Raw genomic sequence first — 14,294 nt, 5'->3', positions numbered from 1 at the left:
AAAAAGAGCCGGGCGCCGCATCCGCCCGCCCCCGGAAAGTCTCACCCGCCGCGGCCCCGCCCGCGACACGCCGCACCCCGCCACCGCGTGCCCGCACACCTGCCCCGGAGCGCGAAGACGACGCGCGTCCCGCACGATGTTGAAATCGGCGGATCGGGGCACCCGGCGATGACGACGAGTCAGGGGCGAATCAGGGGCGAGCCAGGGAGGCACGGATGGCACGGCGTCATCGACTGATCACGGTGAGCCCGGCGACGGTGTGGAGCGTGCTGGCCGACGGCAGCCGCTACGCCCAATGGGTGGTGGGCACCGCCTCCTCCACGCCGGTGCGCGGCCACTGGCCGCAGGTCGGCGCGGCCCTTCAGTACGAGGTACGGCTGGGCCCGCTGCGGGCCACCAACGAAACCGTCGTACGCCGCTGCGAGGAGGGCACCATCTTGGAACTGGAGGCCAAGGCCGGCCCCCTGGGCACCGCCCGCATCGCCCTGGAGGTGCGGCCCTGGGGCGAGCACAGCCTGGTCACCGTCGACGAACACCCGCTGCGCGGCGCGGCCGGCGCCCTGCACAACACCGCCGTCGAAGCCCTCATCCAAATCCGCCACCGCGCCATGCTGGCCCGCCTGGCCCGGGTCTGCGAAGCCGAGACGGGCCGCGCCACCAGCGGAGCGGACCATGCCTGACGCCGTCGTCATCGGCGCCGGCCCCAACGGTCTGGTCGCCGCCAACCTCCTGGCCGACGCCGGCTGGAGCGTCACCGTCCTGGAGGAACAGAGCGAACCGGGCGGCGCGGTGCGCCACGACCGGGGCGTGCACCCCGACTTCGTCAACGACCTGTGCAGCTCCTTCTACCCCCTGGCGGCCGCCTCCCCGGTCCTGCAGCGACTGCGCCTGCACGAACACGGACTGCGCTGGAGCCACGCCCCGCACGTGGTGGCCCACCCCCTGAGCGACGGCCGCTGCGCCGTCCTGGACCGCAGCCCGCAGCACACCGCCGCCTCCCTGGACGCCTTCGCCCCGGGCGACGGCGCCGCCTGGGAGCGCCTGTACGCCATGTGGGACGACATCCGCCCCGCCCTCCTCGAGGCCCTGTTCACCCCCTTCCCCCCGGTGAAGGCCACCGCCAGGCTCGCCTACCGCCTCAAGACCGCCGGCGCGCTGCGCATGGCCCGCACCCTGCTGCTGCCGGTACGCCGCCTGGGCGAGGAGGAGTTCACCGGCGAGGGCGGCCGGCTCCTGCTGGCCGGCAACGCCCTGCACGCCGACCTGGCCCCCGAGGCGGCCGGCAGCGGCGGTTTCGGCTGGCTCATGGCCATGCTCGGCCAGAGCTACGGCTTCCCCGTCCCGGTGGGCGGCGCCGGCGCCCTGACCGCCGCCCTGACCCGGCGCCTCGCGGCGCGCGGCGCGCAGGTGCACTGCGGCCGCCGCGCCGAACAGATCATCGTCCGCGACGGGCGCGCGGTCGCCGTGCGCACCGCCGACGGCGAGAGCGTGCCCGCCACCCGCGCCGTCCTGGCCGACGTGGCGCTGCCCGCCCTGTACGGCGACCTCATCGCCCCCCAGCACCTGCCCGACCAGCTCCTTGCCGACCTGCGCCGCTTCCAGTGGGACTTCGCCACCTTCAAGGTCGACTGGGCGCTGGAGGGACCGGTGCCCTGGCAGGCCAAGGAGGCCGCCGGCGCGGGCACCGTCCACCTGGCCGACGGCGTCGACGAACTCACCCGCTTCGCCGCCCAGCTGGCCATGCACCAGGTACCCGACCGGCCCTTCCTCCTCTTCGGCCAGATGACCACCTCGGACGCCACCCGCTCCCCGGCCGGCACCGAGTCCGCCTGGGCCTACACCCACATCCCCCAGGACATCCGCGCCGACGCCGGCGAGGACGGCATCACCGGCGCCTGGCGGGCCGCCGAGCAGGAACGGATGGCCGACCGCATGGAGCAGCAGGTCGAACGCTTCGCCCCCGGTTTCCGCACCCTGATCCGGGCCCGCCGCATCCTGGCCCCGCCCACCCTGCAGGCCCTGGACCGCAACCTGCACGCCGGCGCCCTCAACGGCGGCACCACCTCCCTGCACCAGCAGCTGTTCTTCCGCCCCGTGCCGGGCACCGGACGCCCCGAAACCCCCCTGGCGGGCCTCTACCTGGCCTCGGCCGCCGCCCACCCCGGCGGCGGCGTCCACGGCGCCCCCGGCGCCAACGCCGCCCGCGCCGCGCTCCGCCGCCGCCTGCCCTTCCCGCTGACCCGCACCCAACGCCACCTCACCCGCCGCGACCGCACCGGCACCCCACCCCCGCCCCACCCGTGAAAGGCCCCCGCCCGTACCGCCCGCGCCCCGGCCCGCTGCGCGGGCGCACCGTCGTGGTGACCGGTGCCGCCCGCGGCCTGGGCGCCGCCCTCGCCCGCGAACTGGCCGCCCGCGACGCCCGCATCGCCCTGCTGGGCCTGGAGCCGGACGCGCTGCAACAGGTGGCGGCCACCCTGCCCACGCCCGCCCTGGCCCTGCCCGTCGACGTCACCGACCCCGCCGCCCTGCGCGCCGCGGCCCGCACGGTGCGCGCGCGGCTGGGACCGCCCTCCGTCGTCGTCGCCAACGCCGGCATCGCCCAGGCCGGCCCCCTGCAGAGCGCCGACCCGCACTCCTGGCGCCGGGTGATCGAGGTGAACCTGACCGGCAGCGCCCTGACCGCCCAGGCCTTCCTGCCCGACCTGCTGCACACCCGCGGCTACCACCTGCAGATCGCCTCCCTGGCCGCGCTCGGCGCCGTGCCGATGCTCAGCGCCTACTGCGCCTCCAAGGCCGGCGTGGAGGCCTTCACCCACGCGCTGCGCGCCGAGACCGCCCACCGCGGCGTCGCGGTGGGCATCGCCTACCTCAACTGGCTGGAGACCGACATGCTGGCCGAGGTGGACGCGCACGCCGCGCTGCGCGAGCCGCGCGCCCTGCTGCCGCCCCCCGCCCGCCGCATCCGCCCCCTCCCGCCGGTGGCCGCCCGCCTGGCCGACGCCATCGAACACCGCCGCACCGCCGTCTACGTCCCGGCCTGGACCCGCCTGGCCCAGGCCGGCCGCGGCCTGCTGCCGCCCCTGGTCACCCGCCTGGCCCGCACCCGCCTCCACCACCGCCTCCCACCCCAGACGGGCCCCCTGGGCCCCGGCGGCCACGCCGCCCACCCCCCGCCCTGACCCCCGCCCCTGGCCCTCAGCACCCCCCCCGGGGCACGCCGCCCACCGCCAGCACCGCCTCCCCGCAGTCAGCCCCCCAGCGCCCCGCCCGCCGTGCCGTACCCCAGTGCCTGCGCGACGCTGGAAACCGCCCGTCCACCCACCCCTACGTACCGATACGCCATTACGTACCGTCCGGCCGGAGGTGTCATGGAGCCCGTGGAGGCGCTGGAGCGCATCGCCTTCCTCCTGGAGCGGGGGCGCGCCCCCACCTACCGGGTGCGGGCCTTCCGTACCGCCGCCGAGGTGATCGCGAACCTTGCGGGACCGGAGCTGGAACGCCGGGCCGACGACGGTTCCCTGGAGTCGCTCAAGGGGATCGGGCCCAAGACCGCCGCCGTGATCCGCGAGGCGCTGGCCGGCACCATGCCCGGCTATCTGCAGCGCCTGGAGGAGGAGGCCCGCGCGCCGCTGGCCGAGGGCGCCGGCAGCCGGCTGCGGGCCCTGCTGCGCGGCGACTGCCATCTGCACTCCGACTGGTCCGACGGCGGCAGCCCCATCGAGGCGATGGGCCGCGCCGCCCGCGAGATCGGCCACGAGTGGGCCGTGCTCACCGACCACTCGCCCCGCCTGACGATCGCCCGCGGCCTGTCGCCCGAGCGGCTGCGCGAACAGCTGGACGTGGTGGCCGCCCTCAACGAGCAGTGGGCACCCTTCCGCCTGCTGACCGGCATCGAGTGCGACATCCTCGACGACGGCTCCCTGGACCAGGAACCCGACCTGCTGGACCGCCTGGACGTCGTGGTGATCTCGGTCCACTCCAAACTGCGCATGGACGCCGCCGCGATGACCCGCCGGCTGGTCACCGCGGTGAGCAACCCCCGCGCCGACGTCCTCGGCCACTGCACCGGCCGCCTGGTCACCGGCCGCGGCCGCCCCGAGTCCCGGTTCGACGCGGCGGCAGTCTTCGCCGCCTGCGCGGCCGCCCGCACCGCCGTGGAGATCAACAGCCGCCCCGAACGCCTGGACCCGCCCCGCCGTCTGCTGCGCCAGGCGGTGGCGGCCGGCACGCTGTTCGCCGTCGACACCGACGCCCACGCGCCCGGCCAGCTCGACTGGCAGATCATCGGCTGCGCGCGGGCCGAGGAGTGCGCGGTGCCCGCCGAACGCGTGGTGACCACCTGGACCGCGCCCGAAGTCCTGTCCTGGACCCGCGAGAGCCGCGCCCGCACCACCGGCTGAGCGACAGCCGCGCGGGCGGGCGGCTACAGGGCGTGGGCGAGCACCCGGTCCGGGGTCAGCGGCAGTTCCCGCAGCCGTACCCCCGTCGCGTGGTGCACCGCGTTGCCGATCGCCGCGGCCGTCCCCACGATGCCGATCTCACCGATGCCCTTGCTGCCCATCGGGTTGAGGTGCGGATCGTCCTCCTCGATCCAGTGCGCCTCGATGGACGGCACGTCCGCGTGCACCGGCACGTGGTAGGACGCCAGGTCGGTCTCCGCGAAGTCCCCGAAGGCGCCGTCCATCGTGCTGTGCTCCATCAGCGCCATCCCCAGCCCCATCGTCATCGCACCGACGAACTGCGAGCGGGCGGTACGGGAGTTGAGGATGCGCCCGGCGGCGTAGACGCCGAGCAGGCGCCGCACCCGTACCTCACCGGAGACCGTGTCCACCGTGACCTCGGCGAAGTGCGCGCCGAACGCGTGCCGCGCGTAGTCGCTGTCCGCGTCGGCCCGCCCCGCCGTGTCGGCCGTGGCGCTGACCCCCTCCGGCGGCAGCTGCTGCCCGCGCTGCTCGGCCAGGCGCCCGGCCAGCGCCGTGCACGCCTCGTGCACCGCCCACCCCCAGGAGGCCGTGCCCGAGGAGCCGCCGGCCAGCGGCGCCGAGGGCAGGTCACTGCTGCCGATCTCGGTGCGCACCCGCTCCACCGGCACGCCCAGCGCGTCCGCGGCCACCGGCACGAGCACCGTGCGCGCCCCGGTCCCGATGTCGGTGGCGTTGATGCGCACCACGAACGTGCCGTCCGGGCAGGCCTGCACGCTCGCCCGGGACGGCGCGACCACGACCGGATAGGTGGCCGCCGCCACCCCGCTGCCCACCAGCAGCGGCCCCTCCCGGCGGGTGCGGGGCCGCGGATCGCGCCCGGCCCAGCCGAAGCGGCGCGCCCCCTCGCGCAGGCACTCCGCCAGGTGCCGGCTGCTGAAGGGCTTGCCGCTGTCCGGCTCGTGCCGGGTGTCGTTGCGCAGCCGCAGCTCGACGGGGTCGATGTCCAGCGCCTGGGCGAGCTCGTCCATCGCCGACTCCAGCGCGTACATCCCCGGCGCCTCGCCCGGCGCCCGCATCCAGGAGGGGCTGGGCACATCCAGCGGCACCGCCCGGTGCGTGGTCCGCGCGTGCGGCGAGGGATACATGACGCGGGTGGCGGCCGCCCCGGTCTCCATGAACTCCTTGATGCGGGAGGTGTGCGCGCTCACCTCGTGGATCACCGAGGTGAGCGTGCCGTCCGTGCCGGCGCCCAGCCGCACCCGGTGCAGGGTCGGCGCGCGGTGGCCCACCACGGCCGGCAACTGCCGCCTGGGCAGGGCGAGCTTGACCGGGCGGCCGGTGGCACGGGCGGCCATGGCGGCCAGCACCACGTGCGGGCGGGGCGTGCCCTTGGACCCGAAGCCGCCGCCCACGTGCTCGGAGACGACCGTCACCTGCTCCTTGCGCAGCCCGAACAGGCCGGCCAGCGTGTCGCGCACGGTGGTGGCGCCCTGGCTGGAGTCGTACACGCGCAGATGCCCGTCCTGCCAGTGGGCGGTGGCCGCGTGCGGCTCCATGGGGTGGTTGTGCAGCGGCGGCACCCGGTAGCCGGTGTCCACCCGCACCGGCGCGGCCGCGAACGCCGCCTCCGCGTCGCCGCGCACGTGCTCGCCCGAGGTCCCGTCGGAGTCCTCGGGCACATAGGCGTCGGGGTGCTCGGCCCGCAGGGTGACGTCGAAGGGCTCCTCGGCGTAGGTGACCCGGACGGTGGCGGCGCCTTCGCGGGCGGCCTCCAGGGTGTCGGCGACCACCAGCGCCACGTACCAGCCGCGGTGCGGCACACGGGCGTCCTGCAGCACGGCCAGGGTGGCGTCGTCCGGCTCGGCCAGGCGCGGCGCGTTGCGGTGGTGCAGCACGCTCACCACACCGGGCAGCGCCAGCGCCGCCGCGTCGTCGACCGTACGCACCTCGCCGCGCGCCACGGTGGCCGCGACCGGCCACGCGTACGCACAGCCCTCAGGCGTGTGCTCGGCGGCGTAGCGGGCGCTGCCGAGCACCTTGTCGGTGCCCTCCCGGCGCTCGAGGTCCGCTCCCGGCGCGTCGGCGGTCTGCGGCATGGTGTCTCTCCCTGCAGGCGGATACGTACGTACGAAAAAAAGGGGGGGCGGGCGGCGGGCGGGACCGTCCGCTCAGGGTGCGGCGCCGACGTCGGCGTCTGCGTCCGGGCGGGTCAGGCGGCGCAGGACGTCGCAGGCCAGATTGCGGGCCAGGGGCACCTTGAAGGCGTTGTCGCGCAGCGGCTCGGCCGCGGCCAGCTCGGCGTCCAGGGCCCGCTCGAACGCCTCACCGCCGGGCGCGGCGCCGCGCAGCGCCTCCTCGGCGCGCCGGGCCCGCCAGGGCCGGTGGGCCAGCCCGCCGAAGGCGATCCGCACCTCGTGCAGGGTCTCCTCCCGCACGACCGCGACCACGGCCACCGAGGCGAGCGCGAAGGCGTAGGAGGCGCGGTCGCGTGCCTTGCGGTAGGCCGAGACGGTGCCCGGCGCCGACGGCGGCAGCAGCACGGCGGTGATCAGCTCGCCGTGGGCGATCTCGGTGTCCGTCTGCGGCCGGTCGCCCGGCAGCCGGTGGAAGTCGGCGGCCGGCACCGTCCGCGTCCCGCGCACCCCCTGCAGTTCGACCTGCGCGTCCAGCGCGGCCAGCGCGACGGCCATGTCGGAGGGGTGGGTGGCGATGCACTGCGCGGAGTGCCCCAGCACCGCGTGGTCGCGGTGGACACCCTCCCGCGCGCCGCAGCCCGAGCCGGGCTCGCGCTTGTTGCACGGCTTGGCCAGGTCCTGGAAGTAGGGGCAGCGGGTGCGCTGGAGCAGGTTGCCGCCGGTGGTGGCCATGTTGCGCAGCTGGCCCGAGGCGCCGGCGAGCAGCGCCTGGGACAGCACGGGGTGGCGGGCGCGGATCAGCGGGTGGGAGGCCAGGTCACTGTTGCGCACCGTCGCCCCCACGCGCAGGGACCCGTCGGCCAGCTCCCGCACGCCGTCCAGCGGCAGCCGGCTGACGTCGATCAGCGTCTGGGGCCGCTCCACGCCCAGCTTCATCAGGTCGACGAGGTTGGTTCCGCCGCCCAGATAGCGGGAGGTGGGCCGGCCGGCGTGCGCCGCGGTGGCCTCCTCGACGCTGTGGGCGCGCACATACCGGAAGGACTTCACCGCACCCCACCTCCTTCGGCGTCGTCGGCGGCCGCCATGTCCTGGACGGCCTCGACGATGCGCGGGTAGGCGCCGCACCGGCACAGGTTGCCGCTGAGCCGCTCCTGGATCTCCTGCCGGCTCAGCCGCACCGGCTCACCGCCCTCCACCTGCGGATCCGTCACGTGCGAGGCATGGCCCGCCCGGGCCTCGGCCAGGACGCCGAGGGCCGAACACAGCTGCCCCGGCGTGCAGTACCCGCACTGGAAGGCGTCACGCTCCACGAAGGCCCGCTGCAGGGGATGCGGGTGCTCGCCGTCCGGGCCGCGCAGCCCCTCGACGGTGGTGATGTCACATCCCTCGACGGCGACCGCCAGCAGCAGACAGCTGTTGGCCCGGCGCCCGTCCACCAGGACGGTGCAGGCCCCGCACTGGCCGTGGTCGCAGCCCTTCTTGGCGCCGGTCAGGTCCAGTTGCTCGCGCAGGACGTCCAGCAGCGTCGCCCGGTGATCGACGACAGGGCGGTGAGGCCTGCCGTTCACCCGCAGGGGCACTTCCGAATGGAACACATCGGTCCCCATGGCGCTCTGCTCCCTTGTCCCGGGGGTGGGTCCGTGCCGGTATCAGCCCCTCCAGCCTGGGACAGGACACACGTTCCGGCATGCCGAACCACTCCGCGCCGAGGGGAGAGCGGGGGAGGAACCGGGGGAGCGGCGCAGTCAGTCCGCGGAGCCGGAGCCGGAGCCGGAGCCGGAGCCGGAGCCGGAGCCGGAGCCGGGATCGGGATCGGGGCGGGGAGTCCCGGCGTACCGCCACAGCACGTGCACGACCCGCAGCACCCCGAGCACGATGCCGGCCGCGGCGCCCGTGACCACCAGCACTCTCTCGGCGCCGGAGGGGAACTGCCACACGGCGGCAGGACCGGCGATCGCCCCGAACACGACGGCGCCCAGGAAGCAGGCGCTGAGCAGCGCGTAACCGATCTCCACGGTCATCGCGTCCCGCTCGGCCTGACTACGACGGCTGGTCCCCATCCCCGCAGCCTACCCAGCCCCGCACCGCCCCCCTGGCGCAGTGCAAAAACGGCCGACACCATGCGACCGCCCCGCCGCCCCGCCGCCCTGCCGCCCCGCCGCCCTGCCGCCCCGCGTGGTGCCAGGGGCCGCCCTGCCCCGCCGCGAGGATGGCCGGCCCGCCGCCGGGATGACCTGCCGCCCGCGAGAGGGGCCTGCCGTCACCATGGGCCTGACCTGTCGCACCGTGGGGCGCCCGCGCACCGCCGGGATCAGGGACCACCCTGCCCTGTCGCAGGGGGCCCGTCGGCCTCGTGGAACGGTCCTGCCGTCGCCGCGGACTGACCTGCAGCCCTGTGGGATCGGCCCGCCGCACCGCCCCTGCCCCCGCCACGGGGGTGGCTTGCTGCCCTCGTGGGGCGGACCTGCTGTCACCACGGGACTGACCTGCCGTCTTGCCGAACGGGCCCACCGCTCCACAGGCCCGCCGCGCGGATGGCCCGCCGCCCGCGAGACGAGCCCCGCGAGACCGCCCCCGCCCGACTGCCCGTCTCGGCGCCGCGCGTCCACCGCCCCGCCCAGCTACCCGCCCCCGGGCCCCGCGTCCACCGCCCCCCGCTCCCGCACCCGTTCCCGCCCCTGCCCCCGCTCCCGGTGGAGGCCGGTCGCGGCGCGTACGAAGGAGCGGACCACGGCGTCCGCGTTGTTCTTGCTCCACGCCGCCACCAGTGGGCTGGGTGGCATGTCGGTCAGGGGGATCACCACCAGGCCGGGGGAGGACGGGTGGTCCAAAAGGGTCATGCCGACCGTGCCGTTCCACAGCACGGCCTGCCGGCACTCCACCACCGCACGCACCACCGGCCCCTCGCGGGGCACGCCGCCGCCCCAGTAGGACTGCCACAGCGGGTCGGTGCCCGGCGGGAAGCGGAACCAGCGCCGCTGGGCCAGGTCGGCCAGGTGCAGGCGCGCGCGGCGGGCCAGCGGGTCGTCGGCGCGCAGCAGTACCCCCACGGCGTCGGTGCGCAGCGTGCGGACCGAAAGCCCGGTCTCCTGGAAGGGGCCGCGCGTCAGCGCGACATCCACGCGACCGGCGTGCAGCCCGCAGGTGGGATCGCCCAGATCCGCCTCCCGGACACGTACCTCCACGCCCGGATGCCGGCGGCGGAAGGCCGCGGCCAGCCGGCTCAGCCCCGCACCGCCGTCACCGCCCTCGCCGCCGTCACCGCCCAGGACCCCGACGGTGATGGCCCCGGGCCCGGCCGCCGCGGCCACCCGCTCCCGCGCCAGCGCGGCCCGCTCCAGCAGGGCGCGCGCCTCCTCGAGCAGCACAGCGCCGGCCGCGGTGAGCGTGACGCCGGCCGGCGAGCGGTCCAGCAGCACCGCGCCGACTTCCGCCTCCAGCTGTCTGACGGCCCGGCTCAGCGGCGGCTGGCTGATGTGCAGGCGCAGGGCCGCCCGGCCGAAGTGGAGTTCCTCGGCGACCGCCACGAAGTACCGCAACGTCCGCAGCTCCATCACGCCACGATACCCAGCCGGTATCGGGCCCACGGAACAGGTCTTGGACGCCCGCCGCCCCCGCGCGGTCCCATCGGACCATGACCGACGACACACAGTCCGGCGCACAGTCCGCCCCTTTGACCGACGTGCCCGCCGTATCGGTGGTCCGCCCCGGAGAGGGGGAGACGATCGCCCTGGGCACCACCCGCATGCGCGTCCTGGAGGACGGCAGCAACACCGGACACCGCCTGGGCCTGACCGAGTCCGTCCTCGCCCCGCACACCCCCGGCCCCCCGCAGCACCGCCACGCCCGGCACGACGAGGGCTTCTACGTGCTGGCGGGCACGGTGCGGTTCACGGTCGGGCCGGAGGAGCACGACGCCGGCCCCGGCACCTTCGTGATGGTGCCGGCCGGTGCCCCTCACACCTTCGCCAACCCCGGCGCCCGACCGGCCCGCATGCTCAGCGTCTTCACCCCGGACCTGTACGTGCAGTACTTCCGCGACCTGCGCGACACGCTTGCCGGGGGCGGGCCCCCGACCCCCGCCGACAGCCTTGCCACCATGAGCCGCTACGCCACCCGCCCCGCCCCGTGAGGCTCAGGACTGCCCGGCCAGGGCGAGTTGGTGCAGGTCCTCCAGCGCGTCCAGGAGCACGGTCTCCTGGTGCCACCTGATCCACTCGCCCATGGTGCGGCCGGCGGCGTGCAGTTCGCGCAGCTGGGCCTGGGTGAAGCCGGACAGGGGCCGGGCGTGGTGGGAGGAGATGACGCCGTGGACGGTGCGGTGTCCGTCGAAGAGCGGGACGCTGTGGCAGGCGCGGCTGCCGGAGGTGAGGATCACCCGGCGGTCCTCCTCGCCGAACCCGGCCGAGGAGGCCACCTCCTTGACGGTGACCTGGCTGCTGGCCTCGGCGGCCCGGGAGCAGGAGGTGCTTCCGTCGACGAAGGCGAAGTGGTCGGTGAAGTGCCGGGGCAGGCCCGCGTGTCTGGCCATGCGCAGCACGTCGTCCTCGAGCAGCTGCACGTTGCCCATGTCGGTGCCGGTGACGGCCAGCACGCGGTGCAGGGCGGCGCCGAGCACCTCACCCTGGTTGCGCACGTCCAGCGTGCCGGCCCGCAGCGCGTCCAGGCTGGGCAGGGCGGCGTGCCGGGTCCGCTCGGGCAGCCACCGCTCGGCGCCGGGCGCGGGGCCGGGGGTGCGCACCACGGCGGTGGCCAGCTGGTGCAGCTTGATGTTGGCGTGCTGGGAGGCCCGGCGCAGCAGCACGAACGCGTCCTGGGCGTGTGCCAGCCGGTAGCGCTCGACCAGGATGCCCTCGGCCAGCGCGATCCGGGGCCGCGCCCGCGCCCGCACCTCCAGCTCGGCCACCTGCTCCCGCAGCCGCCCGGCGGTGGCACGCAGCTGTTCCATCTCCTGCTGGAGGGAGAAGACCCGCTCGGCCGAGAGGTCCTGCTCCGGCGAGGAGGCCCGCTCGGACGAGGCGGCTCGCTCCGGGAAGTCCCGCTCGGCCGAGGTGGCTCGCTCTGCTGAGGCGCCCCGCTCGGACGAGGAGAGCTGCTCTCGTGCGGAGAGCTGCTCGGGTACGAAGAGCCGTCCGGACGCGGAGGGCCGCTCGGACGCGGAAGGCCGTCCGGACGGGGAGGGCCCTTCGGACGGGGAGGGGCGCTCGGGCGACGGGAGCGGCTCGGGCGAGGACGGCCGGTCCTCCGGTGACGGGGACGCGGTCGGAATGCTGGTCAAACTCTCTCCCCTGGCCGCACCTGCTCCGGCCTCCTTGCCGATCGATCGAGGAGCGGAGGGCCGTGTCACCGGCCCCGGCCCGCCCGGTTCCTCCCGGCACGCCCCGCCCCTCATCCACTTCGGCGACCGTACCCCGCCCGCCCGGCGGGTGTCATGGCCGCCCCGGCGCCGCCGGGGCCCCGGCCTTTGTGGTTCCGCCGGTACGGCCGCCGCCCCGCCCCCGTAGAGACTGCGCGACCTCACCGGCCGACAGGCCGAGACCCGCCCGCAGGTGCGGATCACGGCACTGCTCGACCCGCCGGCCCCCTTCGTCGCCCACCTTGCCGCGCCGCGAGGTGTACGAGCAGTGCCTGCACGCGGCCCGGTTCCGCGAGGAGATCCGGGTGCCGCTGACAGCGGCGCCCGGCCCGCACGTTCGGCGCCGAGCCCCGGGCGGACCTACACGCCAACCCGCCACCGTGGCAGGCAGGCAGGCGGGCACGGGGCACGGGAGACGCGCGGCGGCCCGGCAAAACTCAGGCGGCGGTGGCGCGGACCGGGCGGCGCCGGGCCGCCCAGCGCGTCAGCAGCAGCGAGCACACCGCGGCGAACGCACACCACGTGGAGACGTACTCCTCGCGCCACAGCACGAAGCACACTGCCGCGCCCGCCGCGACCAGCACCCCGAACAGGACAAGGCCCCGCTCGCCGGACAGGAGCAGGGAACCGACGGTGGCCAGCAGGTAGCCGGCCACCACCGGCCCGGTCTGCGGCAGGCCCAGCGCGTAGCCGACGGTGTGCCCGCGGATCTCGGCGCTGACCGGCCGCGTCGCCAGCGCGTACGCGAGGACCGCGGCCGTCGCCCCGCCCGCGGCCAGCGGGATGAGCAGGCGGCGCCGGGCGCCCGGCGCCGCCGCGCACAGCACGGCCGCCGGCACCCACAGCGCGAGCAGCGGCAGCGCGATCACCGCCCAGGCCACGGTGGCGGGGCCGGTGCCGCCGCCCTGCCGCCAGAGGGCGGCCTCGACGATCTGGTGGGCGCCCAGCAGCAGCGGCAGCGCGGCCAGCGGCAGGTCGCGGGGGCGGCGGGCCGCCAGGCTCACCGAGACGACGCCCACCGCCGCGATGCCCGTTCCCGCCGCGAGATCGGCCGTGGCACTCCAGCACATGCCGCCAACGCTACGGCCGCCGCGGCGCGCGAGCGCGCCGGGCGGCGGCTGTCCCGTTCGCGTGCGGCTGCTCCGGCCGCCGGGTCAACTGGCCAGCGCCCGGGCGTTCTTCGTGGCCGCGTGCCGGGCACGGTGCCCGGGACTGGTCGCGGTGGTGGCGAGCCGGTGGCGCGCGGCGGTGAGTGCCGCGTCGATGTCGCGGGTGCCGGTGGACACGCACAGGGTGTAGGAGACGTCCTCCAGGCGCCGCAGGGTCTCCTTGGAGCCCCGTTCGGCGTGCAGGGCGCTCAGCGTCTCGTACTGCTCGAGCAGGTTCTTCAGGACCGGACGGGCCATCAACAGCATCGGGGGCCTCCCTTACAGGCGTTCTTCCACCGGCTTAACCAAATTTCACAGGGCTCACCGGGCTCACCGGGTTCATCCGGTTTACCGGTTTTGTCGTGTGTGCTGCGCCGTGTGCCCCTCGCGGTCGGCCGTCATGCGCGCCCTGCCGTCATTTCTGTGCGGGCGGCGCGGCACCGCCGGTGGTGCTGTCGGGGGCGGGGGCAGGCTTGGCGTGCAGGATGTCGCGGGCCAGTTCGGCGGCGCGTGCGGTGCTTTCGGAGACGAAGTCCAGGAAGCGGGCGATGTTCTCCAGGCGGGTGGCGGCGGGGGTGCCCGGGCGCAGGACGGGGACGCCCTGGCGCGCGGTGGCCACGACCTGGGCGGTGGCGCGGGCGCTGGCCATCATGGACTGGTAGTAGACGTCGTCGTCGACGACGTAGCGCTCGCGTCGGCCCTCGCCGCGCTCCCGGCGCACGAAGCCCTGGCTCTCCAGGTAGGCGATCGCCTTGGAGACGGCGGCCGGGCTGACCTGCAGGTGCTGGGCGAGCTCGGCCGCGGTGAGGCTGCCGGAGTCGGTGAGGACGAGGGCGGCCACCACCCGGGACATCATCGTGGGCATGCCCGAGGTGATCATGACGGTGGCGAACACCTCCTCGTACGCGCGCACTTCGCCCGCGTCACGTCCGTGCGGCTGCGGGGGAGTGTGCGCGGTGCGCGGCGCGCTCTGCTTGCGGCGGTGGGCGCGGTGTTCGGTGGCGCGGTGGGCGACTTCGGCGCGGTAGCCGGCCGGGCCGCCGTTGCGCGTCACCTCGCGGGTGATCGTCGAGGTCGGCCGCTCCAGGCGCCGGGCGATCTCGGCGTAGGAGAGGTTGTCGGCGAGCCCCTGGGCGATCTGCCGGCGTTCCTGCTGGGTGAGCCTGCCTCCCGGCATCGGGAATCTCCTTCGTGGCCGGGGCCCCGGCGGGGCCCGCGGGGCGGGTGT

General features: G+C 75.9%; 14 protein-coding genes. 5 read left to right on the top strand and 9 right to left on the bottom strand.

Going from position 1 to position 14,294, the window contains the following annotated elements; all coding sequences use genetic code 11:
- The first annotated feature begins 215 nt into the window (after positions 1-215).
- The 4 genes from DEJ47_RS00380 to DEJ47_RS00365 all read left to right on the top strand — a co-directional run bounded on the left by DEJ47_RS00380 (position 216) and on the right by DEJ47_RS00365 (position 4,403).
- Positions 216-680, top strand: coding sequence for an SRPBCC family protein (locus tag DEJ47_RS00380; RefSeq protein WP_150163931.1), 465 nt, complete (start codon positions 216-218; stop codon positions 678-680).
- On the top strand, positions 673-2,304 hold the full coding sequence (locus DEJ47_RS00375; RefSeq protein WP_150163930.1) for a phytoene desaturase family protein: 1,632 nt from the start codon (positions 673-675) through the stop codon (positions 2,302-2,304). The genes DEJ47_RS00380 and DEJ47_RS00375 overlap by 8 nt, the downstream gene beginning before the upstream one ends.
- Complete coding sequence (locus DEJ47_RS00370) at positions 2,301-3,182, top strand: short-chain dehydrogenase/reductase (protein WP_150163929.1); 882 nt, start codon at positions 2,301-2,303, stop codon at positions 3,180-3,182. The genes DEJ47_RS00375 and DEJ47_RS00370 overlap by 4 nt, the downstream gene beginning before the upstream one ends.
- 189 nt (positions 3,183-3,371) lie before the next feature.
- Positions 3,372-4,403 (top strand): PHP domain-containing protein, encoded by a 1,032-nt coding sequence (locus tag DEJ47_RS00365; RefSeq protein WP_150163928.1) that lies wholly within the window; start codon positions 3,372-3,374, stop codon positions 4,401-4,403.
- Between the two features lie 23 nt (positions 4,404-4,426).
- Here DEJ47_RS00365 and DEJ47_RS00360 read toward each other — a convergent pair whose 3' ends face one another.
- The 5 genes from DEJ47_RS00360 to DEJ47_RS00340 form a co-directional block, all read right to left on the bottom strand.
- Positions 4,427-6,523 carry a xanthine dehydrogenase family protein molybdopterin-binding subunit gene (locus tag DEJ47_RS00360; RefSeq protein ID WP_150163927.1) on the bottom strand — a complete coding sequence of 699 codons (2,097 nt, stop codon included), beginning with the start codon at positions 6,521-6,523 and terminating at the stop codon, positions 4,427-4,429.
- Positions 6,524-6,595: 72 nt separating this feature from the next.
- Positions 6,596-7,609 carry an FAD binding domain-containing protein gene (locus DEJ47_RS00355; RefSeq protein WP_150163926.1) on the bottom strand — a complete coding sequence of 338 codons (1,014 nt, stop codon included), beginning with the start codon at positions 7,607-7,609 and terminating at the stop codon, positions 6,596-6,598.
- Positions 7,606-8,169, bottom strand: coding sequence for a 2Fe-2S iron-sulfur cluster-binding protein (locus DEJ47_RS00350; protein ID WP_150163925.1), 564 nt, complete (start codon positions 8,167-8,169; stop codon positions 7,606-7,608). Before DEJ47_RS00350 ends, DEJ47_RS00355 begins: the two co-directional genes overlap by 4 nt.
- 138 nt (positions 8,170-8,307) lie before the next feature.
- The gene (locus DEJ47_RS00345) at positions 8,308-8,622 is read right to left on the bottom strand and encodes a DUF6332 family protein (protein ID WP_223828171.1); all 315 of its coding nucleotides are present in this window, start codon (positions 8,620-8,622) and stop codon (positions 8,308-8,310) included.
- A gap of 561 nt (positions 8,623-9,183) precedes the next feature.
- Complete coding sequence (locus DEJ47_RS00340; protein WP_150163924.1) at positions 9,184-10,116, bottom strand: LysR substrate-binding domain-containing protein; 933 nt, start codon at positions 10,114-10,116, stop codon at positions 9,184-9,186.
- Between the two features lie 80 nt (positions 10,117-10,196).
- Here DEJ47_RS00340 and DEJ47_RS00335 point away from each other — a divergent pair, with 80 nt between their 5' ends.
- Positions 10,197-10,694, top strand: coding sequence for a cupin domain-containing protein (locus DEJ47_RS00335; protein ID WP_150163923.1), 498 nt, complete (start codon positions 10,197-10,199; stop codon positions 10,692-10,694).
- A 3-nt stretch (positions 10,695-10,697) separates the two neighbouring features.
- On the opposite strand, the gene DEJ47_RS36710 is transcribed toward DEJ47_RS00335, so the two are convergent.
- The 4 genes from DEJ47_RS36710 to DEJ47_RS37560 all read right to left on the bottom strand — a co-directional run bounded on the left by DEJ47_RS36710 (position 10,698) and on the right by DEJ47_RS37560 (position 14,243).
- A complete protein-coding gene (locus tag DEJ47_RS36710) occupies positions 10,698-11,840 on the bottom strand; it encodes an ANTAR domain-containing protein (RefSeq protein WP_223828170.1) in 1,143 nt (380 codons plus the stop codon).
- A 515-nt stretch (positions 11,841-12,355) separates the two neighbouring features.
- Positions 12,356-12,988, bottom strand: coding sequence for a DUF6629 family protein (locus DEJ47_RS00325; RefSeq protein ID WP_150163922.1), 633 nt, complete (start codon positions 12,986-12,988; stop codon positions 12,356-12,358).
- Between the two features lie 84 nt (positions 12,989-13,072).
- A complete protein-coding gene (locus DEJ47_RS00320) occupies positions 13,073-13,330 on the bottom strand; it encodes a DUF5133 domain-containing protein (protein WP_150175333.1) in 258 nt (85 codons plus the stop codon).
- Positions 13,331-13,481: 151 nt separating this feature from the next.
- Positions 13,482-14,243, bottom strand: a complete 762-nt coding sequence (locus tag DEJ47_RS37560) for a GbsR/MarR family transcriptional regulator (RefSeq protein ID WP_150163921.1) — start codon at positions 14,241-14,243, stop codon at positions 13,482-13,484.
- Between the last annotated feature and the right edge of the window lie 51 nt (positions 14,244-14,294).

The sequence above is a fragment of the Streptomyces venezuelae genome (genome assembly GCF_008642355.1).
Lineage (GTDB): Bacteria > Actinomycetota > Actinomycetes > Streptomycetales > Streptomycetaceae > Streptomyces > Streptomyces venezuelae_B.
Note: the sequence above shows the minus strand (reverse complement) of the source record. Positions and strands in the feature narration are given on the sequence as shown.

What these genes read in the sequence shown, in the direction of transcription:
- DEJ47_RS00380 (WP_150163931.1), top strand. Translation starts at nt 216, where the DNA reads ATGGCACGGCGTCATCGACTGATCACGGTGAGCCCGGCGACGGTGTGG.
- DEJ47_RS00375 (WP_150163930.1), top strand. Translation starts at nt 673, where the DNA reads ATGCCTGACGCCGTCGTCATCGGCGCCGGCCCCAACGGTCTGGTCGCC.
- DEJ47_RS00365 (WP_150163928.1), top strand. Translation starts at nt 3,372, where the DNA reads ATGGAGCCCGTGGAGGCGCTGGAGCGCATCGCCTTCCTCCTGGAGCGG.
- DEJ47_RS00360 (WP_150163927.1), bottom strand. Translation starts at nt 6,523, where the DNA reads ATGCCGCAGACCGCCGACGCGCCGGGAGCGGACCTCGAGCGCCGGGAG.
- DEJ47_RS00350 (WP_150163925.1), bottom strand. Translation starts at nt 8,169, where the DNA reads ATGGGGACCGATGTGTTCCATTCGGAAGTGCCCCTGCGGGTGAACGGC.
- DEJ47_RS00345 (WP_223828171.1), bottom strand. Translation starts at nt 8,622, where the DNA reads ATGGGGACCAGCCGTCGTAGTCAGGCCGAGCGGGACGCGATGACCGTG.
- DEJ47_RS00340 (WP_150163924.1), bottom strand. Translation starts at nt 10,116, where the DNA reads ATGGAGCTGCGGACGTTGCGGTACTTCGTGGCGGTCGCCGAGGAACTC.
- DEJ47_RS00335 (WP_150163923.1), top strand. Translation starts at nt 10,197, where the DNA reads ATGACCGACGACACACAGTCCGGCGCACAGTCCGCCCCTTTGACCGAC.
- DEJ47_RS00325 (WP_150163922.1), bottom strand. Translation starts at nt 12,988, where the DNA reads ATGTGCTGGAGTGCCACGGCCGATCTCGCGGCGGGAACGGGCATCGCG.
- DEJ47_RS37560 (WP_150163921.1), bottom strand. Translation starts at nt 14,243, where the DNA reads ATGCCGGGAGGCAGGCTCACCCAGCAGGAACGCCGGCAGATCGCCCAG.